The organism is Streptomyces sp. NRRL F-6676, assembly GCF_000725625.1.
GTDB lineage: Bacteria > Actinomycetota > Actinomycetes > Streptomycetales > Streptomycetaceae > Streptomyces.
This window is the reverse complement of sequence record NZ_JOHS01000051.1, coordinates 13,900-34,198: the sequence shown is the minus strand read 5'-3', so window position 1 is coordinate 34,198 and position 20,299 is coordinate 13,900. Positions and strand designations below refer to the sequence as shown.

18 protein-coding genes and 5 pseudogenes are annotated in these 20,299 nt (G+C 68.6%); 9 read left to right on the top strand and 14 right to left on the bottom strand.

The annotated features are described in order from the left end of the window. Positions 1-491: 491 nt before the first annotated feature. The 3 genes from IO29_RS25730 to IO29_RS25720 form a co-directional block, all read right to left on the bottom strand. A complete protein-coding gene (locus IO29_RS25730) occupies positions 492-1,532 on the bottom strand; it encodes an aldo/keto reductase (protein WP_030377345.1) in 1,041 nt (346 codons plus the stop codon). A gap of 87 nt (positions 1,533-1,619) precedes the next feature. After that, the gene (locus IO29_RS25725) at positions 1,620-2,081 is read right to left on the bottom strand and encodes a VOC family protein (RefSeq protein ID WP_030377346.1); all 462 of its coding nucleotides are present in this window, start codon (positions 2,079-2,081) and stop codon (positions 1,620-1,622) included. A gap of 98 nt (positions 2,082-2,179) precedes the next feature. Continuing rightward, positions 2,180-2,593 (bottom strand): DUF1761 domain-containing protein, encoded by a 414-nt coding sequence (locus tag IO29_RS25720; protein ID WP_030377347.1) that lies wholly within the window; start codon positions 2,591-2,593, stop codon positions 2,180-2,182. Between the two features lie 106 nt (positions 2,594-2,699). Here IO29_RS25720 and IO29_RS25715 point away from each other — a divergent pair, with 106 nt between their 5' ends. Next, entirely contained in the window at positions 2,700-3,698 is a 999-nt protein-coding gene (locus tag IO29_RS25715) for a helix-turn-helix transcriptional regulator (protein ID WP_030377348.1), read from the top strand. Positions 3,699-3,947: 249 nt separating this feature from the next. On the opposite strand, the gene IO29_RS25710 is transcribed toward IO29_RS25715, so the two are convergent. Continuing rightward, positions 3,948-4,214 carry a PIN domain-containing protein gene (locus IO29_RS25710; RefSeq protein WP_234307363.1) on the bottom strand — a complete coding sequence of 89 codons (267 nt, stop codon included), beginning with the start codon at positions 4,212-4,214 and terminating at the stop codon, positions 3,948-3,950. 355 nt (positions 4,215-4,569) lie between these two features. Beyond that, positions 4,570-5,355, bottom strand: coding sequence for an SDR family oxidoreductase (locus tag IO29_RS25705; RefSeq protein WP_030377350.1), 786 nt, complete (start codon positions 5,353-5,355; stop codon positions 4,570-4,572). Positions 5,356-5,503: 148 nt separating this feature from the next. On the opposite strand from IO29_RS25705, the gene IO29_RS25700 reads away from it, so the two are divergent. Then, a complete protein-coding gene (locus IO29_RS25700; protein ID WP_030377351.1) occupies positions 5,504-6,097 on the top strand; it encodes a TetR/AcrR family transcriptional regulator in 594 nt (197 codons plus the stop codon). A 43-nt stretch (positions 6,098-6,140) separates the two neighbouring features. After that, positions 6,141-6,403: pseudogene (locus IO29_RS25695) on the top strand (transposase); the annotation flags it as partial. On the opposite strand, the pseudogene IO29_RS37000 reads toward IO29_RS25695, so the two are convergent. The 7 genes and pseudogenes from IO29_RS37000 to IO29_RS25670 all read right to left on the bottom strand — a co-directional run. Further along, positions 6,394-6,555, bottom strand: a pseudogene (locus IO29_RS37000) (IS5/IS1182 family transposase); the annotation flags it as partial. The pseudogenes IO29_RS25695 and IO29_RS37000 overlap by 10 nt on opposite strands. Before the next feature lie 159 nt (positions 6,556-6,714). After that, positions 6,715-7,179 carry a hypothetical protein gene (locus IO29_RS25690; RefSeq protein ID WP_158709269.1) on the bottom strand — a complete coding sequence of 155 codons (465 nt, stop codon included), beginning with the start codon at positions 7,177-7,179 and terminating at the stop codon, positions 6,715-6,717. Between the two features lie 197 nt (positions 7,180-7,376). Beyond that, a complete protein-coding gene (locus IO29_RS25685; protein ID WP_030377354.1) occupies positions 7,377-7,643 on the bottom strand; it encodes a hypothetical protein in 267 nt (88 codons plus the stop codon). Positions 7,644-7,842: 199 nt separating this feature from the next. After that, positions 7,843-8,136, bottom strand: a complete 294-nt coding sequence (locus IO29_RS36995) for a CdiA C-terminal domain-containing protein (protein WP_078618049.1) — start codon at positions 8,134-8,136, stop codon at positions 7,843-7,845. Positions 8,137-8,164: 28 nt separating this feature from the next. Continuing rightward, positions 8,165-8,557: a hypothetical protein gene (locus tag IO29_RS25680; protein ID WP_030377355.1), complete on the bottom strand. Its 393-nt coding sequence runs from the start codon at positions 8,555-8,557 to the stop codon at positions 8,165-8,167. A 31-nt stretch (positions 8,558-8,588) separates the two neighbouring features. Then, positions 8,589-9,508, bottom strand: a pseudogene (locus IO29_RS39075) (IS5 family transposase). 55 nt (positions 9,509-9,563) lie between these two features. Further along, entirely contained in the window at positions 9,564-10,037 is a 474-nt protein-coding gene (locus IO29_RS25670) for a YxiG-like protein (protein ID WP_030377357.1), read from the bottom strand. Between the two features lie 164 nt (positions 10,038-10,201). Here IO29_RS25670 and IO29_RS36985 point away from each other — a divergent pair. Continuing rightward, positions 10,202-11,074: pseudogene (locus tag IO29_RS36985) on the top strand (IS5 family transposase). 19 nt (positions 11,075-11,093) lie between these two features. Here IO29_RS36985 and IO29_RS25655 read toward each other — a convergent pair. Then, positions 11,094-11,897 (bottom strand): nuclear transport factor 2 family protein, encoded by an 804-nt coding sequence (locus IO29_RS25655; RefSeq protein WP_030377360.1) that lies wholly within the window; start codon positions 11,895-11,897, stop codon positions 11,094-11,096. 142 nt (positions 11,898-12,039) lie between these two features. On the opposite strand from IO29_RS25655, the gene IO29_RS25650 reads away from it, so the two are divergent. The 4 genes and pseudogenes from IO29_RS25650 to IO29_RS25635 all read left to right on the top strand — a co-directional run bounded on the left by IO29_RS25650 (position 12,040) and on the right by IO29_RS25635 (position 17,252). Next, positions 12,040-14,235 carry an ATP-binding protein gene (locus tag IO29_RS25650; protein WP_030377361.1) on the top strand — a complete coding sequence of 732 codons (2,196 nt, stop codon included), beginning with the start codon at positions 12,040-12,042 and terminating at the stop codon, positions 14,233-14,235. A 135-nt stretch (positions 14,236-14,370) separates the two neighbouring features. Further along, positions 14,371-15,651 carry a nucleotide disphospho-sugar-binding domain-containing protein gene (locus tag IO29_RS25645; protein ID WP_030377362.1) on the top strand — a complete coding sequence of 427 codons (1,281 nt, stop codon included), beginning with the start codon at positions 14,371-14,373 and terminating at the stop codon, positions 15,649-15,651. 175 nt (positions 15,652-15,826) lie between these two features. Beyond that, positions 15,827-16,438: pseudogene (locus IO29_RS25640) on the top strand (transposase); the annotation flags it as partial. Between the two features lie 193 nt (positions 16,439-16,631). After that, on the top strand, positions 16,632-17,252 hold the full coding sequence (locus tag IO29_RS25635; RefSeq protein WP_234307365.1) for a hypothetical protein: 621 nt from the start codon (positions 16,632-16,634) through the stop codon (positions 17,250-17,252). A 454-nt stretch (positions 17,253-17,706) separates the two neighbouring features. Here the strand turns inward: IO29_RS25635 and IO29_RS25625 are convergent, their stop codons facing one another. Next, positions 17,707-19,221, bottom strand: coding sequence for a restriction endonuclease (locus IO29_RS25625; protein WP_030994033.1), 1,515 nt, complete (start codon positions 19,219-19,221; stop codon positions 17,707-17,709). 643 nt (positions 19,222-19,864) lie between these two features. Between IO29_RS25625 and IO29_RS25615 the strand changes: the two genes are divergently transcribed. Next, positions 19,865-20,272, top strand: coding sequence for a hypothetical protein (locus IO29_RS25615; RefSeq protein ID WP_234307370.1), 408 nt, complete (start codon positions 19,865-19,867; stop codon positions 20,270-20,272). Positions 20,273-20,299: the final 27 nt, after the last annotated feature.

Here is a 20,299-nt window from a genome sequence, read left to right as displayed (position 1 = left end):
ATACCGCTCGGCGGTTCGGACGTCTCAGCGATGAGGCCGTTGCGCCGGCTCACTCCTTGGCGACGCGTGCCGAGATGGATCCGTCGGACGTGGACGGTCGGGCACTTGACGGTCTCGACGACGTCAGGAGCTTTCTGCACCTCTGGTGAGGCTGGCCCTGGCCCCTCAGCCTGGGTCAGGCGACGTTCGCCCTGACCGCGACTTGACGCAGACGCTCGTCACCGTGTGACCAGGCTCGACAACGGCAAGCCATACCTTGATCCGTGCTGGAGGGAAGGCCGGCCCAACGCCTGGAAACTCTGGGAGGAGATGTCAAGGCACAGGGGTATGCACGCGGATGCGCCCGCGTCCGTGACTGACTGTGCCGGCGAGGCTCGTCGCGGCAAGCCCCAACCGGCCGGCCTTCGGCCGCCATCGGCTCGCGCTGGTGCAGGTTTTCGATGTGCGGGGGACCGGCCGAGGGAGCGCGGCCGGGCCTCCTCACGGCTGTGTCAGTTCGCCGCCGCGCGATCGTTCGGCCTGCGGCGGCGCAGGTCGGGTTGGGCCAGGGCGGGCGGCACGTAGGAGACGTCGAGCGGGCTCAGGTCCACGCCGGGTGGGACGACTTCGTCGATCTCGTCGAGGATGTCGTCGTCGAGGACGGTGCCGGCGCCGGCGAGCAGGTCGTCGAGATGGCCCATGGTGCGCGGGCCGATGATCGCCGAGGTGACTGCGGGGTGGCTGAGGACGAAGGCCATGGCCAGGTGGGTCAGTGACAGGCCGGCCTGTTCGGCGATCGGGAGGAGCCGTTCGACGGCGTCGAGCTTGTTCTGGTCGGTCAGATGCTTGGGCACGAAGTGCATGCGGACCTTTGATGGCTGTTCCTGGCTGCCCTTGCGGTAGCGGCCGGTGAGCAGGCCCATGGCCAGCGGGCTCCAGGTGAGGGTGCCCAGCCCGTAGCGTTCGCAGGCCGGCAGGACGTCGCGTTCGATGCCGCGGTTGAGGATCGAGTAGGGCGGTTGTTCGGTGCGGAAACGGGCCAGGTTGCGCCGCTCGGCGACCCATTGGGCCTCGACGATCTGCGCGGCGGGCAGGCTGGAGTGGCCGATGGCGCGTACTTTGCCGGCCCGGACCAGGTCGGTGAGGGCGGCCAGGGTTTCCTCGATATCGGTACCGGGGTCGGGATGGTGGACCTGGTAGAGGTCGATGTGATCGACCCCGAGACGGCGCAGCGATGCCTCGACGGCGCTGACGACGTAGCGGCGCGAACTGCCGCGCTGGTTGGGGCCGGTGCCCATGGGGCCGTTGAATTTGGTGGCGAGTACGACGTCGTCGCGCCGGCCGCGCAGCGCTGTGCCGACGATGCGCTCGCTTTCGCCGTTCCCGCCGTAGACGTCGGCGGTGTCGATGACGTTGATGCCCGCGTCGAGCGCCTTGTGGATGATCCTGACGCAGTCGTCGGGGTCGGGGTTGCCCAGGGGGCCGAACATCATGGTGCCGAGGCAGTAGGGGCTGACCTGGATTCCGGTGCGGCCCAGGGGTCGAGTGCGCATGTTGTTCCTTCCGGGGCCGCATCCGGTCCGGGGCGGGGTGAGGTGGGGCCGGTCGTCCCGGACCGGATGCGGGGGTGGGGGTCTTGGTCAGTCGGCGTGGGCGGCGTTTACCTGGAGGATCCAGGTGACGCCGAAGCGGTCGGTGAGCATCCCGAAGCCGGGGCTGAACGGTGACGGGCCGAACTTCTCGACGATCTCGGCGCCCTCGGAGAGCTTGTCCCACAGCGCGGTGAGCTCCTCGGCGGTGTCGCCGCCGAGGGCGACGAAGAACCGTTCGCCGGTCAGCGTCAGGCCGTTCTCGCGGGTGGTGGCCCTCGACGGGGCCGCGGGCACGGCGTCGCCGGGGACGTCGTAGGCCAGGATGGCGAAGCCGTTGGCGGCGGTGACCTGACCGAAGACGATCTTGTCGGCGTCGGGCAGATCCCGCGGCATGCCGAAGTCGCTGTACGTGACGGCCGTGAGGTGGCCGCCGAACACCGCCTGGTAGAACTCCAGCGCCGCGCGGGCGTCGCCGCGGAAGTTCAGGTGCGTGTGAGTGGTGAGCGCCATGGTGAGGACTCCTTGTCGAGAATGAGGGGCTGCGTGTGCGGAGAAGAGAGAGAAAGGGGGCGTCGGACAGGTGGGCCGCGGGGGCGGTGGTGCCGGTCTCAGAGGGCCAGCAGGATGACGCTGACGATCACGCTGCCGAGGGTGTTGTAGGTGCCGGAGATCGCCGCGTAGAAGAGCGGCCGGGGAAAGTTGGGGTTGATGGCGATGTTCACCGTGTTGGCGGTGAGGTAGCCGAGGCCGGTGATGAGGCCGAACAACAGCGCGTCACCGTAGGTGTCGATGTGCAGTGCGGCCATCAGGACCGCGCTGGTGAGGGTGATGACCAGCGCCGTCAGCGGCGGACCGGCGAAGAACAGCGGCGACGTCCGCGGCTTGGCGTCGGCGGCGCGGCCGAGGGACCGGTTGTAGGCCTGGGGAAACAGCAGCGCGAACCAGACGCCGCCGAGTGCCGCGAAGGCGAGGAAGCCGACCAGGATTCCGGCCCAGTTCACATCGCCCAGAACATCGAACATGCTGCTCACTCCGTACTCGAGGGTGGCCGGTGCCGTCCGGCCGTGAGCCGAGATTCGCAGCCGTAGGTGTCAGGGTGTGGCACCTACTCGGGGGAGAATCACTGGCATGCCGAAAACTTCCGCCCGTCTCCTGGCGTTGCTCTCCCTGTTGCAGACCCGCCGGGACTGGCCCGGGACCCTGCTGGCCGACCGTCTGGACGTCAGCCTGCGCACCGTGCGCCGTGACGTGGACCGGCTGCGCGAGCTCGGCTATCCCATCGCCGCGATCAAGGGCCCCGACGGCGGCTACCGCCTCGACGCCGGCACCGAGCTGCCGCCGTTGTTGTTCGACGACGAGCAGGCCGTCGCACTGAGCATCGCCTTGCAGGTCACCGCCGCCTCGGGCGGCGGCCTCGCCGAAGCCGCCCGGCGGGCGCTGAACACCCTTGGGCAGGTCATGCCCTCCCGGCTGCGCCATCGCATAGCAGCCCTGCGCGTCACCGCGGTCGAACCGCCCGCCACCCGGCCGACCGCTCCGGTCGACGTCGGCGTGCTCGCGGCGATCAGCGCCGCCGTCCACGCCCACGAGGTGCTGCGCTTCGACTACGGCTCCGAGGATGCGGGCAAGACCCTGCGCCGGGCCGAGCCCCATCACATCGTCACCCGGAACGGGCGCTGGTACCTCATCGCCTGGGACCTCGAGCGCGAGGACTGGCGCACCTTCCGCGCCGACCGCATCGCCCCGCGCACACCCAACGGGCCCCGCTTCACTCCACGCGAACTGCCCGGCGGGGATGTCGCGACCTATGTGACCGGCACGTTCCGCGGCTCCGACGGTACGACCGCCGGCTGGCCCTGTCAGGGCACCGTGATCCTCGACCTGCCCGCCGCCGAGGTGGCCCTTTACACCCGTGAGGGCATCGTCGAAGAAGTCGGTCCACACCGGTGCCGGCTCACTCTCGGAGCATGGTCATGGGCAAGCCTCGCCGCCACCATCGCCTGTTACGACGCCGACATCGAAGTCGTCGCTCCCCCCGAACTGACCGAGGCCTTCGCCCACCTCGCCGACCGGTGCGCCGACGCGGCAGCCGGCCGCGGCCACGCGACTTCCCGGACACAGACGTGAGGACCGTCGCGCCGTCCCCCTGAACAGTCTGTCGCGGCACGCCGCGCGCATGGGCTGAGGCCTTGCCGCCGGAGCGGATTCAGAGGGGCCCTGCACCATGTGACTTCGGTGGCGACGGCGTCCGGATGCACGCAGATGTGGACCGCGAGGTCGGCGCCCTGGGGGAGCTACTGCCGCAGCAGGCCGCTGACGCTCTCATTCGAGCCGCGCTGCCAGGGCCTGTCGGGTCGGAGGAGGAGAGCGGGATGGCTACTGGCCGGGGTGGACGGCTTGAACCCCGGTGCCCGCGTAGGCCTTCGGCGTCAGGGTGAGCAGGTACCGGCCGCCGGGGTGGGCGGGGGAGGGGCGGGCGACATGGATGGCGTGGACGGCGGCGAAGGAGTGCCCGAAGCGTAGGAGTTCGGTGGCGGTGACCGCGGCGTCGGTGTCGAAGGCCTCGATCCGGATGAACCTCAGCCCTGCGATGTAGGAGAGCAGCCCGGGCTGCTCGGCGTCGCCGACCGTCAGCGACAGCACCGGCGCGTACAGCTCGCCGAGGCCGCCGCAGGCCTGGACGTAGAACGCCGCAGCCCGGCCCCGATTTCCGGCCGACTCGCCGCGCCGTGGTCACCGCCTTGCCCAGCCGGCCCATGCCCTGACAGGGCAAAGACGTCTGCCCAACTCCACCGGCTCCGGCAGGGATCGGGGAGCCGCGCGCCCAAGGTGTCCGCCAGGACGACTGAGCCCGCCCCGGCATCCGGGGCGGCGCCACCGCACGACCGGCGCGAGCGGCGAGGCCCCGCTGCGCCGGGCCGTGCGGCGGGGCACCGGGCAAGAGGGGGGCTTCGGCGCGAGGGAGCGGTCCTCGCGCGCCGAAGCGGCCCTCTGCGAATCAGTACTGCTCGGACTGGCCGCCGTCGATGGCCACCACGGTGGCGTTGATGAAGGAGGCCTGGTCGGACAGGAGGAAGGCGACCAGGTGGGCGACTTCCTCGGGGCGGCCGAAGCGCTTCATCGGGTTGACGCTGACGAACTGCTTGCCCGCCTCTTCCCAGTTGGCCGGGTCCATCTGCTTCAGCGATCCCTCGACCATCGGCGTCATGATGGCGCCCGGGGCGATGGCCTTCACGGTGATGCCGAACCGGCCGTACTCGATACCGGAGTTGCGGGTCAGACCCACCACGCCGTGCTTGGCGGCGGCGTAACCGGACTGGCTGCCCACCCCGCGGATGCCGCCCACGGAGGCGGTGTTGACGACGGTGCCGCTGCCCTGCTCCCGCATCACGGCGAGGACGTGCTTCAGGCCGAGGAAGACACCCTGAAGGTTGATGGAGACCACACGCTCGAACTCGTCGGTGCCGAAGTCCTCGGTGAGGTTCTGCCTGCCCTCGATGCCGGCGTTGTTGAAGAAGCCGTCGATCCGGCCGAAGGCGTTCTTGGCCTGCGACACGTAGCGCTCGACGTCCGCCTCCTGGCTGACGTCGGCGGTCACCTGGATCACCTCGGTGCCCGGGGCGGCCTTCTCGACCGCGGCGGCGGTCTCCTCGAGGCCCTTGGCGCTGACGTCGACGAGCGCGAGCCGGGCGCCCTCGGTGGCGAGCTGGACCGCGGTGGCCCGGCCCAGACCGGAGCCGCCGCCCGTGATGAGGACGACCTGGCCGTCGAACCTGCTGTTCATGAGGAACCTCCTGGAGAGAATGTGGTGCGGTGGTGATCATCGAGAGGCACTCGCAGGGTCGCCGCCGCGGTCCGACGTCCGACGGACCTGACATATTTATTAGACAATACGTACTGTCTAGGAATTCCCAGAGGGCCCCGGAGGTCTCATGACGCAGTCACCCGCTCCCCGTCCCCGGCGCGGCCGGCAGCGTGATCCCCAGGCGCACGCCGACGTCCTGCGGGCCACCCGCGAACTGCTCGCCGAGCTCGGCTTCCACAAGGTCACGATGGAACGCATCTCGGAGCGGGCCGGAGTGGCCCGGATGACCCTTTACCGCTGGTGGCCCAACAAGGCGGCCGTGGTCACCGAGGCCGTCGCCGACCAGCTCGGTCCCGGTCCGCTGCCGGACACCGGCTCCGTCCGCGAAGACGTCCTCACCCAGCTCGCCGACCTGGTCGCCGCCCTGACCCTGCTGGGCGACCCCAGCGTGGTGGCCGCCGCCCTCACCGAACGAGGCGAGCCAGGCCGTGCCGACCTACGCGACGTGGTGGCCGCCCGCAGCGAACCAGGGGCGCTGCTGCTGCGCCGCGGAATCGAGCGCGGCGAACTCCCGGCCGACCTGCCCATCGAGACCGTGGTCGACAGCTGGCTGGGCTTCATCCTCTACCGCATCGTCTTCATGCAACGCGAACCCACCCCCACCGAGCTGACCGACCTGGTGAACCTGCTCCCCTTCACTCCGCCACCGCCGGCACCCTGAGCGGGCCTGCGGGCAGCGGCGACGCTCTGCGGTCTCGGTGGAGCACTCCGACAAGCAGGACGCGACCGCGACCTGGAAGAAGACCTACGGCCACTACCCCCTGACAGCCTTCGTCGACCACGGCCCCGGCGGAACCGGAGAACCGGTCGGCGCCCTCCTCAGGCCGGGCAACGCGGGTTCGAACACGGCTGCCGATCACATCGGCACACCCAACTGGCGCTGACCCAGCTGCCGAAGAAATGTCGGCGAGGTCGGCGCACGCTGATCCGTACAGACTCCGCTGGCGGCACCCACGACTTCGCGAGCGTGTCGTGCTGGCGCAGGTAGGCGAGAGCGGCGAGGGCACGCTGGTGCGGCGGAAGCTCGCAGCGGCGGTCACTCGCACGGGTGACGACAAGCATCGTGACCCACTCGACCAGAGCATGAGGCAGGTCGAGTGTGGCAGGACAGGGAACCAACAGGGCTTCTGGATCGGCAGGTTGAGACTCCGAACACCTCACCCAACGGCACGGGGGCCCTGCCCGTTGCGCGCACCAAAACCATCACGCGTTCGAAGTCGTGCTGAAATGGCTAAATGTGTGGCCGCATGAACCGTAGTTCATGCGCCCGCTTGAAACTCACTCGGCCAGTCGAGATTCGCGCTGGCGCTTGAATGAGACTGTCCTCGCTATGTCTTGGTCTACAGGGTAGGTGGGGGTGTTCGCGTCACCCTTGATCACCTTGGATCCTGATTTTGTTGCAGTGGTCACACCCGCCGAAAAGACGAAAGCGAGGATCTCCGCCAGCATGCTGTTGGGTCCAGCTTGTGGAAACGGTGCGATAGCGTGGAACGCCTCGCACTCTTTGCCTTCGAGCCAGTCCTGGTCTGCGGCGACGGTCAGCCACTCGCCGTCGGATTGAATGTGCACCTTCCCTGCTCCCAGCGTGAGGGCCTCCGTGGCGATCATCCCAGCCAGCTCGATGGCATCGTAGGATCCGGCGCGGAAAAATCGGCTTTCGTTCCTTTCCAGGTAGCCCATCAGATCGAGCTGGGAGATGTCGTCAGGATGATATGCCAATTTCGCTGTCCCGCCTGGGTTCATTGAAGAGATTGAAGGCCGATGAGGGAATATGGAACTCATATCCCTGAAATTTCGGCGACTTGGGCGATTCCGGAATTTTCCGGGTCACGGTTCCGGCTTTCTCGTGAACTCCGCGTCAGCGTAGTGCGTGGCGAAGGAAAAGCCGCCTGGTCCGTCGGTGTGGCTACTGGCCGCTGCGGTCGCTTCCGCCGTGAGGGTCAAAAGAGATCTAGTCGGGCAGACTCAACTGCTCCTAGCATGCAACACTTCCCCGTTTCTCCATTGACGCGCACGTAACCCACACCAACGGCCATGTCTCGGATATCCCCACTGCGCAGATAGGCGACCGACTGGCAGTCGAAGTAAAACTTTCTTCCTATCTGGGCGTGTTCCCCTTCGACGAGCGCGAAGGTCATGCCCTCGTGACTGACCGCCTCGTCCAGATATCTCTGGGCCAGTTCGGCTGCCTCTTCCACTTCCATCATCAGTCTGTCCAATCGGTGTCTTGCGGGGGATGCCTCCGTATTCCGAGGTAACACCGCCGCCTTTGAGTGGGAAGCCGCTGGGGTAGGAATTCTTTCATAGTTCATGCAGATGAGACAGGTGGGAACGGGCTTCGTCCCGGTGGGGCAGCCGTTTCGAGGACCATCTGGAGATCGAAGACGAGGACCAGCCAGTACTTCTTCAGGGGTAGGTGATGTTGTAGCTGTCGCCGACGACGCGGATGTAGTCCATCCGTCCGGGTGGATTGTTGCGCAGAAACTTCCCCAGTCCCTCTTGGGCTGCTGCTTCGCCCAGTCCACTAGCTCTCGCTTCGATGCTGGCATGTCGGGCTTGCCCCTTCGCCTTGTTCGACTGATTCTTCACTGTGTTCGCGGTGGCTCCGGGGTCCAGGCTCTTGAGGTCCGTCGGAATCCCGTTCACCTCAGCGTCCGCGGTCCTCACTCCGTCGATGTCCGATTCCTTGAGCGCCTTCACGTTCTTTCTTCGGACACCAGGAGTTCGGCTATGCGACCCTCCGCCTCGTCGAACGTCTTGGCAGTGAGGTCGAGGTCGCCAGGTTTGGGCCCCAGTCCCTCGGAACCCAGGATGGATGTTTCGGCCTCAGCATCCACAGCTGCTCGTCGGCCCCGGCCAGTCCGCCGACGCCGGTGAGGACGATCTGTTGGGCGAGTTCGTCGGCTGCCTCGCCATACAGGTCGGCGAGTGCGTCGCAGCCCTGTTGGCGGAACATGTTCTCGGCGCGGTAGAGGCGGTAGGCGGGGCGGACGGGGAGGTACTTGTCGACGAAGGCTCTGGCGCCGCCGTTCTGGCCGGTGAAGGCGTCGTGCGCGTCCCTGAGGAACACGAACGGTGACTTGACGACGTCGGCGAAGGCGTCGCCGAAGATGCCGAGCATCTAGGACTTGTCCGGTCGATTATGTCCGGAGTCAGATGGTGAGAGCTGCCGCGGTCGCGGTTCCGAGGAAGACGTAGCCGCGCTTGTCGTAGCGAGTCGCCATAGCCCGGTTTCACTTCAGTCGGTTGATTCCCCGTTCCGCGGTGTTGCGCTTCTTGTACCGCTCTTCGTCGAAGCCGGGTGGCCGTCCGCCGCGCGAGCCTTTGCACAGGTGGGCGGCCTGGCTGTCAGTCTTCTCCGGGATGGTGTGCCGGACGCCCCGACGACGCAGGTATTCACGGCAGGGCCGATTGCTATAGGCCTTGTCGGCGGCGACGCTGTCGGGCATTTCGCGAGGTCTGTCCGGCCCGGGTTTCTGGACTCGAATCTTCTCCAACACCGGTTTGAGATGGGTGCAGTCAGCACGCTGACCGGGCGTGACGGTCAGGGACAGTGGGTGGCATAGGCCGTCCGCGCTCAGGTGCAGTTTGGTGGTGAACCCGCCGCGCGAGCGACCCAGGCCCTCACCGCTTGCACCACCTCCACCAGGCGGGCGACGAGGCTCTGCCACGGCGTTTCGCCCTGGTGTTCGTTCGGTTCGGCCCCTTTGGAGGCGAGGGCTGGTGGCGGTTCAGTGCGGGCGCCGGCCGCGTGCTGGTGGACGCGGACGATGCTGGAATCGACCGCGACATCCCAGTCGATCTCGCCTGCGGCGTCGGCCGCGGCCTGGATCTGCTGGAGCAGACGCTCCCAGGTTCCGTCAGCCGACCACAGCCGGTGACGTTCATACACGGTCTTCCAGGGTCCGAACCGTTCAGGCAGTTCACGCCACTGCACGCCGGTTCGCACCCGGTGCAGAATCCCGTCGATCACCTGCTGATGGTCCCGCCACCTGCCACAACGCCTGTTACTGACAGGCAGGAACGGCCGCAGCAGCTCCCACTCCGCATCACTCAGATCACCTCGCCCCATGACAGGTAGAACGACCGAACACACGCCAGCCACAAGATCACATGAACCCTGACCCCTACTCCGTGACGAACGGTGCATATCCAACCGAGACGTCGCTCACCTGCAGGTCGGAGAAGATCAAGGTCAGGTTGTGCGCGTTGGTCTCCATGCGTACCTCGTGGAAGTCGATCCCGAGGGCCTTCGACCAGCGTCGGGTCGCCTCCGACCCGGGGAGGAGCTTGGCGCCCGGGTAAAGGCAGTGCCACTTCACGCCCCAGACGTATCCGTCGAGGTCGACACCGGCTTCGTGGTCGATGAGCCGGTCGTCCAAAGAGACCCGCCAGGTCCCGGCCGGCACTGATGTCTCGCACCGTGCCTCAACGCAGTACCTGAAGAGGTAGCGCAGATGGGACGGCGTGATGCCGGTACGGGGATCAGCCGTCGCGTAGACGATGACCTCGTAGTCGCGTATGTAGTTGGTGTATCCGTGGTGCACGACAGCGTGATCGAAGGTTTCATCCAGCATCTGCTCAAGTACGGCGGTGTCCATGCCGCCCTTCTACCTCACTGGGCGAGACCTTCGACAACGAAATTCGCGGGTCAGTCGCCGTTGCTCAGAGATCGCCTGGACAAGTTCTAACCGATGCCGCCCACGCGGCCGTCCGGGTCGTCGGGTGACAGCCCGCTGGGTCGGTGTACAGCGTGGGGGTGTTGTTGGATCAGTCGGTCGTTGGTCCGGGTGTGCCGTTGACTGACGCGCGGTGGGCGCGGATCGAGCCGTTGCTCCCGGACCGGACGCCGAAGCGGGGTGGCCGCCGGCAGGGCCATCGTGAGGTGATTGACGCGATTGCCGACGAGTTCCGGACCGGCAGGCAGTGGGCCCATCTGCCAGAGAGGTACGGCAAACTGGCGGGGTGTCTACAACCGGCTGCGGGTGTGGGCCGTCGACGGTACGTGGGAGCGGGTGTTCACCGCCCTGGTGGCCCAGGTCGGTGCTGACGAGGACCTCAACGGGGCCGTCTCGGTGGACTCCACGATCGTGCGGGCTAACCAGCACGCGGCCGGGGTCCGCAGAAAAGGGGCCTCGGCCGGTGAACCGGACGGCCATGCCATCGGCCGGTCCCAGGGCGGGCTGACCACGAAGATCCACCTCGCTGCCGATGCCCGCTGCCGGCCTGTGGCGTTCGTTCTCACCGCAGGCCGGGCCGGTGACGCACCCGCCTTCACCGAGGTCATGGCTCGCCTGCGCGCTCCCCGTCGGCGCGGACGGCCTCGCACCGGGCCGGATGTGGTCCTGGCCGACAAGGCGTACTCCTCCCGCGCGGCCCGCGGGCACCTGCGCAGCGCGGCATCCGGACAGTGATCCCCGTCCCCGCCGACCAGCGCAGGCACCGGCTACGCCGGGGCAGTCAGGGCGGCAGGCCACCGGCCTTACACCGCGAGACCTACAAGCAGCGCAACACCGTCGAACGGTGCATCAACCGCCTGAAGCAGTGGCGAGGCATCGGCACCCGCTACGAGAAGACCGCCACCATCCACCTGGCCGGACTCCACCTTGCCGGCTTCTTCCTCTGCTCTGCCCGGTGATCCAAATGAGACTGCCTAGCTAGGCCAGCGCCGCGGCCAGGTGGGTCAGCGATGCGTCGAGTTCGTGGGCGGCGACGACCGGCAGCCGCACCAGGTGTGCCGGGTGTGTGACCGCCGCCCAGTCGTAGGTGAGGGTCACCTCGGTGCGGCCGTCGTCGGTCAGGGTGAGCTTCCAGGTGAAGCGGTGCCCGATCGGGCGTTGTCCTGGCTGTCCGGGGGCCCAGCCGATGATCTGGTTCTCGGTGAAGGCGACGACGCGGTTTTCGATCCGGTAGTCGCCGTGCTCCTCGCTGTGCATGGCCATGACGAAGGTGTCGCCGACGGCGGCGAGCGACTGAGAGGTCTCGGCGTGGCGCAGTCGGCCGGTGGCGTCGAGTTCGGGGTGGCGGCGGGGGTCGCGGAGCACGGCGAAGATCCGTTCGGCCGGTGCGTCCAGCACCTGGGAGACGGTGGTGTGGATCGGGCCCTCCATGGTGACCGGGTCGGGGTAGAACCGGGCCCAGGCGATCCGTCCGTCGCGGGTGGTGAGGATGACCGGGCCGCGCAGCAGGACCGTCGCCCCGGTCGGGGCGGTGCCTCGATACTCCCACTCCGACCACAGTTCGTCGCCGTTCTGGGCGTGACGCAGGATTTCGACGTGGAGGTCGGGCAGCCCGGCCAGGATCTTCGTCCAGTTCGCCGCGACCTCGCCGGAACCGATGAACCCTTCGGCCGGTCGCAGCGGTCGTTCGGCGACGTAGTCCTCGGTGAAACAGCCGGCGATCCGTTCCGGGACGTGGGAGTTGATCGCGTCGCGCAGTGATTGAAGGGCCTGGGGGAGCATGGCGTAGATCTCCTAGCGGGGGTTCGTCCTGTCATGTCGATCATGAACATCGGAGGTGCTGCCCGACAACCGGACACTGCCGGGACACCGCCCGGACAGCCGTCCGGACAGCCGTCCGGACCCGGCGGGCATAATCGACATCGTGAACGATTCAGCGGGGCCGGCCCGGAAGACGATCAGCTTCGCGGCGCTCTTGCGGGAGTTACGGGAGGCCAGGTCGCTGACCCAGCAGGAGCTGGCCGCCGCCGCCAAGGTGTCCGTCGACGCGGTCAGCGCGCTGGAACGCGGGCGACGGACCCAACCCCAGCCGCACACCGTGCGGGCGCTGGCCACGGCGCTGCACCTCTGCGACGCCGACCGCATGGCGCTGCTGTCCACTCTGGGCCGGGCCGGGGACGCGGCGCTCGAAATGCCGTCCCGCAAGCTGATGCCCCGCACGCCGTCGCCGCCGAGTGTCGAGGTGGTCGGACGTGACGACGAGGTCGCGGAGATCGTCGCCGCCCTGGGCACCACGCCGGGCCGGCTGGTGACGCTCACCGGTCCGGGCGGGGTGGGCAAGACCACCGTCGCCCTCGTAGCCGCTCATGTGATGGCCGCCGAGCGCCCGGGCGCCGTGTACTTCGCCGATCTCACCGACGTGACCGAACCCGACGACGCCCTCGCGGCCGTGGCCCGCGCGGTAGCCTGCGCCGCCGACACCGTGACCGGACTCGCGGAGCATCTCGCCGGGACGTCGGCCCTGCTCGTGCTCGACAACCTGGAGCGCGTCACGGCCTGCGGCCCCCACCTGGCCGAGCTGCTCACGGCCTCCTCCGACACGATGATCCTGGCCACCAGCCGTGTCCCGCTGCGCGTACGCCGGGAACGTGAGGTGCGTATCGCCCCGCTCGGTCCGAGCGCGGCGGAGCGGCTCTTCGGCGAGCGGTTGGTCGCCGCCGGGGCGCCGCCCGTGGGGAGGGCGGACGACAGTGCCGTCGCGCAGTTGTGCCGACGGGCCGACGGGTTGCCCCTGGCCATCGAACTTCTGGCCGCCGCTGCGGCCCGGCTGGGGCCGCGGGCGCTGCTTGAGCGGATCGACGCGCTCACGGAACTGCCCGTGGCCGGCCCACAGGACCTGCCGGCGCGGCAACGCACCATGGCGGCCACCATCGAGTGGAGCTGCCAGATGCTCGGCCCCGCGGCCCGCCGCCTGCTTCCCCGGCTCTCCATGTTGGCGGGCAGCTTCTCCCTCGACACCGTCGACGCGATCGCCGCGCCGGACGCGGCGGATGCAGTAGGGGCACTTGCCGAGCTGATCGAGCACTCCCTGGTGGCTCGCGCCGACGACATGGAGCCGGTCACGCGGTACCGGCTGCTGGAACCGGTCCGCCGGTACGCCGTCGAGACCCTCGAACCGGCCGACCGGGAACACGTCCGTCGGGGCGTGGCCCGATGGGCCCTGCGGGCGGGACGCGAACACGATGCGCGGATCCGGGGCCGCGGCGACATGACGGCAGTCGAGCGGGTCGAGACCGACCGCCATGTGCTGCGGCTCGGCTTCGACCACCTCGTCGACACCGGCCAGTACGACGCCGCCGCCGAGCTGCTGTGGTCGGTGTGGCTGCCGCTGTGGATGACCGGGCACACCCACGAAACCCTCGCCTGGACCAACCGCTTGCGGGAGGACGACCTGAGCGAACATGGGCGGGCCCGCTGGCTGGTGGCGCGCGCCGGGTCCAATCGCGTGGCCGCGGATCTGTTCACCACGGCGGAGCGGGCGATGCGCCTTGCCGAGCGGATCGATGACGCCTCGCTGGCCGCGGAGGCGGCGATCTTCGCGTCGGCGGCGGCACTGCGCCTGGAGGACTTCGACGGTTCACAGACTCTGCTGACCAGGGCAGAGGGCCTGATGAAGAAGCGCCTTGATGTGGAGCGCGACGTGTGGGCGGCCGTGCATGTGCCGATCGGCTACGGCGACGGCGCGCTGTTGCGCGGCGACCGGACCTCGGCGGCGCGGCACTGGCGGGCCGCGGCGGACACGGCGCGAAAGCTGGGCAGTGAGTTCTCGGTCCCAGCGGTCCTCGCGGAGTGCGCGCAGGCCGCCCGCAGCGAAGGACGCCTGGACGACGCCGCCGTGATGCTCGCCGCCGCCGCCGAACTCTCCCCCCAGCAGGACGAACGGCCGCGGACACACTTGGCGGGCGTGGCCGCAGCCGTGGCGGCCGACCTCGGTGACGTGGCATCAGCGCGATGGTGGGAGGAGGTGGCAGGCTCGGAACCAGCCCCGGACTCCGACCAACTCGGCGAACGGTTCCGGGAACTTGTCCGGCGTGCCGAGACCGTTCCCGGGCGGGACTGAGCCCGGCCGTCCGCCCGTACCGGCGCTGTCCGGTCGGTGTCCGGTGGTTTCCCCCCAAGCGCGGGGACCAGGATCGGGTTCATCGGGTCGGCCGCCCCTGCGGGCCGACCTCCGTCGACCCCGAGGAAGCCCCCCATGACAGCCGCCCCCGTCGTGCTCGCCGCGACCCCACTCACCGGTCACGTCCGGCCGATCCTGAACCTTGCCCGCCACCTCGTCGCGGCCGGACGACAGGTCACGGTCGTCAGCGGCAGCCGGTTCGCGCGGCAGGCCGACGCAGCGGGCGCGGCGTTCGTCCCGCTGGCCGGACCGGCCGACTTCGACGACCGCCGCCTCGGTGAGCTCCAGCCGTGGCTGCACGAGTTGCCGCCGGGCCCGGCGTTCTTGGAGGCCATGTTCGGCTGGTTCACCGACATGGCACCGATACAGAACGCCGTGCTTCAGGAGGTTCTGGCGCAGCAGCCGGACGCCGCCGTCATCCACGAGGCTGCCTTCTACGGAACATGGCCGCAGCTGCTGGGCGCACCCGGGATCCGGCCACGGCGGACCGTCGGCCTCGGGGTCTTCCCTCTGACCCTCAGTGGGGCCGAGCTGACCATGATGGGGCCTCCTCCGCCGCGCGCCGGGCTCGACGTGCGGGGAGCGGCTGCGGCGTTCAACGCCGAACTCGCCGCCCAGCTCGCCGGCGCCACCGCGCACGCCCAGCAAGTCATGGCAGGGCTGGGCGCGACAGCCACGCTGCCCGTGATCGGCGACGCGCAGATCCTGCTGCCCGACGTGTTCGCTCAGCTCACCGTCCCGTCCTTCGAGTACCCCCGGATCGATGCGCCGCCGACGCTGCGGCTGATCGGGGCCCTGCCGCCCGAACCGCCCACCGCATGGCAGCCTCCCTCGTGGTGGCCCGAGCTGTCGCAGCGCCGAGTCGTCGCGCTCACCCAGGGCACGGTGGCCAACCACGACCTGACCGATCTCGTCCAACCGACGCTCGACGCGCTCGCCCACGAGGACGTGCTCGTCGTGGCCGGTCTCGGCGGACGCAAGATCGCCCCCGGCGACCTGCGCGTGCCGTCGAACGCGCGCGTCGAGTCGTTCATCCCGTTCGACGCGCTGTTCCCACTGGCCGACGTCGTGGTCACCAACGGCGGATACGGTGGCGTGCAGCTCGCCCTGCACCACGGCGTGCCGCTCGTCGTGGCAGGCGGCAGCGAGGACAAGCCCGCCGTGGCCGCCCGGGTCGCGGACTTCGGAGTCGGTGTCGATCTGCGCACCGGACGACCGGCAACCGCCGCGGTCGGACAGGCCGTCCGGCGGGTGCTTGACGAGCCGGCGTTCCGCCGCCGGGCGCAAGACCTGAGCGCGGAGTACCGGTCCGCAAACCCAGTGCACGCCGTTCTCGACATCATCGACGGCGCGTGACCTCCCATTCAAGACCGTCTGTTGTGATTCGGCCAGCCTCATCGACGGTGACCGACATCCCCGCTCGTCACGACCCCGACGGTGTGGGCGCGGCCGAGCACTGCGTACCCGAGCTCTGTTCTCGGAGCGCCCCTGAGACCCACTGACGCCCGACAGCGCTTCGGTTCTGACAATCGTGCTGGTCGCCGTGTACTGGCGGTCGAACCTGACCCTGCGCCAGCTGGCCTCGCTCTTCGGGGCGTCCAAGTCGGCGGCCGACCGCATCATCGTCCACCTCGGGCCCCTTCTTGCGCTCCAGCAGCGCAAGCGGTTCCGCAAGGACGCCATGCTGATCGTGGACGGCACCCCGGTCCCCATCCGCGACCACACCATCACCGAACCGTCCAGGAACTACCGGTACTCCATCAATCGCCAGGTCGTCATCGATACCGACACCCGGCTCGTCGTCGCCGTCGGCCGGCCGGTCACCGGCAACCGCAACGACTGCAAGGCATGGGAACTGCCCGGAGCCAAGGACGCCGTCGGCCACACCACCTTGATCACGGACGCGGCTACCGCGGCACCGGCCTGGTCATCTCCCACCGCCGCGAACGCGGCCAGAGCGAACTCCCGGACTGGAAGGAAGAGCACAACCGCTCACACCGCAAGGTCCGCGCCCGCGTCGAGCACGCCTTCGCCCGGCATGAAGACGCGGAAGATCCTCCGCGATTGCCGTCTCAAAGGCGACGGCGTCCACCACGCCATGCTCGGCATCGCCCGACTGCACAACCTCACGCCGGCCGGGTGACGCAGAAACCACTACGCAGTTTCGTTCGGATCAATCGGTGTGGACCGGATCGATAGACATGGAAGGCACCTCCGACTGGACGATGATCTCGCCCCAGTCGCCCAGGATCTTGTAGCCGTCCTCTAGCGTGATCAGGGCATCGACCGATCCGTAGTCGGCACTGCCACTCGCGTCGGTCGCAGCCTTGACGCCGATGCGCCAGGCTCTGCGTGGCAACCGCCGCGGCGTCAGCTTCCAGTTCCAGGAACGCCAAGCCCTGGAGAAGGAGGGGATCGAACTGCTCCTGCTGTGGCGGCAGGGCGAGCCGATCACTCTCGCCCGGCAGCGGCTGGACGCGATCATCCCCGATGCGGCCGCCGGCCGTGCACCGCGCGATCATGTCCTGCCGGCTTACGAGGCGATCGCCGACCGGCTCCCGCGTCCGGTCCGTATCGACCTGCACCGCTGGAGCACCGATGGCACGGCCACCGTCGCCGCGTTTGCTCTGAGCGACGCCCAGCCCCGCTCTGCCGTGGCGCTGGAGCACATGGACGACCGGTGGACCTCGAACAGTCCCCTTCGCCGCGCGGCCGCCGCAGCGCTGGCTCACCTGGAGAACACGGGCCTCGAACTGGGCCGCGCCGAGGTGCACGGCCGGTACGTGACGCCGGGCGCGAGCGATCACATGATCGACTGCTTCGTCGACCTGGGCTGGCGCTACTGGAGCAAGGCGCAGTGCTATCTGGACGACGGTCAGGCGTGGTTCGAGGTCCTGCCCGCAACTGCCCGGCAGCCTCTTCACGCCCTGTACATCACGCCCGTTCCTCGCGCTTGAGGACTCGGCATCCCGAGCGCTGCCGGGCCCGGTGAGTTCAGGGATGCAGCTGCGTGCCGGTCCCGCCGAACAGATCATCGATCGAGAACGCGAAGGAACCGGCGCTTGCGGCTGAGCTTCGGTGTCCCTGCGCCTCAGTGGCCAGCCGGGTGACGAGCGCCTCCCAACATGACGGGCAGCCACACCTGCGGCCGTCACGGTGCTCGGCGCCACTGTGGCCCGCCGCTGCCTGAACCTGGACGGCCAGAGCCTCGAACGCGGCCTTCCACCGGTCAGCCGACGCCTGGTGGCCCACAGCCTGGCCGGCAGCCGAGCGTGCGGCTTCCTCGGCTCGGCGCCGAGCCTGGATCATCGGCCAGTCAGGCCCGCCACGTATCCGTAGACACGCTTGTTCCTCTCGTGTCGAACCGCTGTCTCCAACCGCACGCCGGCACGAAAGGACACGAGGATGGCGTCAGTTCAGGTCGCGTGTCTGCCAGCCCGGCGGGAGCTTGGGCAGGCCGATGAGGGCGTCGATGCCGAGATGCTCCAGCAGCAGGGCTTTGAGATGCCGGCCGTCGATGAGTTCGACGCGATTACGGGGCGCGAAGTCCCAGCTCGCCTTGCCGAACCACGCGGTGGTGACCACGATGCCCTTCGAAGCGTTCTTGTCGTTCACGATGCCCGCGACCGACCGCACCGTCTCGGTGGAGACCACGTTCTTCGAGCGTTTGGCCTGGATGATGCACAGCCCGCCGATGAGGGGTTCCTCATTGACCGCGACAGCGTCGATGCCGTCGTCCCTGGACGCCTGGGTCACCCACGACTTGAGCCCGATCTTCTCGAACAGGCGCCGGATGAGATGCTCGAAATCGATCGGGTCCATCGCGACGAGGTCGGGCCGGCTGTCGAGGCCGGCGACGACGTCGCGCTCCGGGGCGATCTTGTATCGGGTCAGGTCGAACGTGACAACGGGCGGAACCGGTTCAAGGTCGTAAGGGTGCTGGGAGACGATCGCGTTGAGATGGTGCAGGCTCTGCACCGGGGCGAGTTCCGGCTCGTCCAGTACGAGTTCACCGAATGTCTCCCGGTTGACCCGCACACTGATCAGACACGGCTCGATCGACTTGCCGGTGGCGCGGTCCTTGGCGTGCACCTTCCCGTTGAACGCAACTCCGTCCACGAGCGACGGCGGCGTCACGGCGAATGCCTCGTCGATCGCCCGCAGCGCGAGTCTGGCCACCAAATCCCTGTACAACGCCTTGCACTCACTCTCCTTGCGCGGCTGCGGGACCACAGCCGGGGGAGCAGAGGCTTTGAACCGATACTGCGTGACCGAGGGAACCACCGCCTGGACGGGGAGCTCGATCTCCACAATCAGCTCCCGGGACTCAGGAGCGAACGCCACCTGCCGAGCGCCACCAAGGCCTTCCGGATACCTGATAGAGCCCAGCGCCCTCTCCACTGCGACCGCGAACCCTTCGAAGTCTCCTTCACCGAGCGCCTGCTCCGCCTCCAGCCGCAGCCCGGGCAACCCACCGGGGCGGTCAATCAGGACAGCAGTCAGCTCCTTGAGCCGTTCTTCGACCTGGGCCGTCCGCCTCGCAGCCTCCCGGCGTAAATTCTCAATGCTCTCCTGCTTCGCACGCCGCTCCGCCGCAGCCTTCTCGCGGGCCTCCGCGCGACGCTTCTGCTCGAGTTCCTTCGCCCGCGCAGCCTGACGCTTCTCAAGATCCCGCACGATCTGCTCGGCCTTACGCGACTCGGCAGTCCGCTGTGCCTGCTTCTCCTTCTGTGCGCGCATCCACGCCTGCGCCTGCTCGCGTTCTCGACGTGCTTCCTGCTTTTCCCGCTCGGCGGCCTCGCGCTCCGCGGCCCGCGCCTGACGCGCCTGCTCCGCCTCAGCCCGCCTGGCCGCTGCGGCCTTGGCCTTCTGGCTGTCCCGGTACGCCTGCAACAACTGCGCCGCCAACGACTTTCTACGCGCCATTCGCCGCCCCCCGACCACAGGTGAAAGTAAAAGAGCTGCCCCGTTCGCGGGCGGGGCAATCTCCCGCGTCCGCTCATGGCCTGGCTCGCTCGGAGGATGGCGGCTTTCACCCGCACCGCTTGGATCGCCCGCGGCAGCGTGGAGGGGGTGTTCCAGGCGTCGTCGCTGATCCATTGCTTGCAACACCGGTGCCCGACGGGCAACGCCAGCAACTCGGCGGCCAGATGCTGCCGCTCGAGCTGGCGCAGCGGCCGCCGGGACCGAGGGGACCGGCCGGCCCCTCGGTACTTCTGGCCTGCTTCGCTCAGCCAGCGTGGACGGGGGCGTGATCGAATAACCGCTGCTCGTCGTTGATGTGGATCTCCCGTACACCGGGGGTGGGACGGGGGAGCGGGGGGCGTTGGTTGCGGCGATGACCTGACAGGCGTAACCGTTCGCCGAGGGGTCATCGGCGATGGAGAGCAGTGTGTCGCTCAGACGCAGACTGGTGTCCTGATCGAGACCTGTCGCGCCCAGGCCGGCCAGAGACGAGTCGTTGATCAGCAGCGGGGGGGCCTCTATGTTCCTCGTCAAGCGTGTGGGCGGCTTCGGCCCGGGGTTCGATCTTCTTTGAGGGACATGAGACTGTCTGGTCGTGCCAGAGATGATGAGTGGGTTGGAGGCGGCCTTGGCTGAGGCGTCGTCTCCTTCGTGGACGCAACGTGTTCGTGCTGGGCGGGACCTTGCTTCCTTCGCTGATGTTCTTGAGGCTGCGGAAACGCTGGTGGGACTGTTACTGGATGTCGAGGACACGGCGGTGACGCGGCAGACGGCGGAGGCCCTGGCCCGGGTGGGGACAGTGGCCGCCATCAGGCTCATCGCTCTCGCGGTTGCCGAGTCTGACGACAACCAGGCCGACTGGCTGCAGACCGGGGTGCATGACGCGCTCGTGGAACCGGGCGGTGCACTGGACGTCGCAGCGGCCTGCGGGAAGCTCGCCCGGGACCCGGACGAAGCTGTCCGTCGGGGGGCCGCAGTTATCTCGGCATGGGCAGACGACATAAGGTGTTGATCTGCATCGACCTTCCTGTGGGCAGGT

What these genes read in the sequence shown, in the direction of transcription:
- IO29_RS25715 (WP_030377348.1), top strand. Translation starts at nt 2,700, where the DNA reads ATGCCGAAAACTTCCGCCCGTCTCCTGGCGTTGCTCTCCCTGTTGCAG.
- IO29_RS25635 (WP_234307365.1), top strand. Translation starts at nt 16,632, where the DNA reads ATGCGCCAGGCTCTGCGTGGCAACCGCCGCGGCGTCAGCTTCCAGTTC.
- IO29_RS25680 (WP_030377355.1), bottom strand. Translation starts at nt 8,557, where the DNA reads ATGCTCGGCATCTTCGGCGACGCCTTCGCCGACGTCGTCAAGTCACCG.
- IO29_RS25645 (WP_030377362.1), top strand. Translation starts at nt 14,371, where the DNA reads ATGACAGCCGCCCCCGTCGTGCTCGCCGCGACCCCACTCACCGGTCAC.
- IO29_RS25685 (WP_030377354.1), bottom strand. Translation starts at nt 7,643, where the DNA reads ATGATGGAAGTGGAAGAGGCAGCCGAACTGGCCCAGAGATATCTGGAC.
- IO29_RS25720 (WP_030377347.1), bottom strand. Translation starts at nt 2,593, where the DNA reads ATGTTCGATGTTCTGGGCGATGTGAACTGGGCCGGAATCCTGGTCGGC.
- IO29_RS25670 (WP_030377357.1), bottom strand. Translation starts at nt 10,037, where the DNA reads ATGGACACCGCCGTACTTGAGCAGATGCTGGATGAAACCTTCGATCAC.
- IO29_RS25725 (WP_030377346.1), bottom strand. Translation starts at nt 2,081, where the DNA reads ATGGCGCTCACCACTCACACGCACCTGAACTTCCGCGGCGACGCCCGC.
- IO29_RS25615 (WP_234307370.1), top strand. Translation starts at nt 19,865, where the DNA reads ATGATGAGTGGGTTGGAGGCGGCCTTGGCTGAGGCGTCGTCTCCTTCG.
- IO29_RS25655 (WP_030377360.1), bottom strand. Translation starts at nt 11,897, where the DNA reads ATGCTCCCCCAGGCCCTTCAATCACTGCGCGACGCGATCAACTCCCAC.
- IO29_RS25700 (WP_030377351.1), top strand. Translation starts at nt 5,504, where the DNA reads ATGACGCAGTCACCCGCTCCCCGTCCCCGGCGCGGCCGGCAGCGTGAT.
- IO29_RS25690 (WP_158709269.1), bottom strand. Translation starts at nt 7,179, where the DNA reads ATGAACCCAGGCGGGACAGCGAAATTGGCATATCATCCTGACGACATC.
- IO29_RS25730 (WP_030377345.1), bottom strand. Translation starts at nt 1,532, where the DNA reads ATGCGCACTCGACCCCTGGGCCGCACCGGAATCCAGGTCAGCCCCTAC.
- IO29_RS25705 (WP_030377350.1), bottom strand. Translation starts at nt 5,355, where the DNA reads ATGAACAGCAGGTTCGACGGCCAGGTCGTCCTCATCACGGGCGGCGGC.
- IO29_RS25625 (WP_030994033.1), bottom strand. Translation starts at nt 19,221, where the DNA reads ATGGCGCGTAGAAAGTCGTTGGCGGCGCAGTTGTTGCAGGCGTACCGG.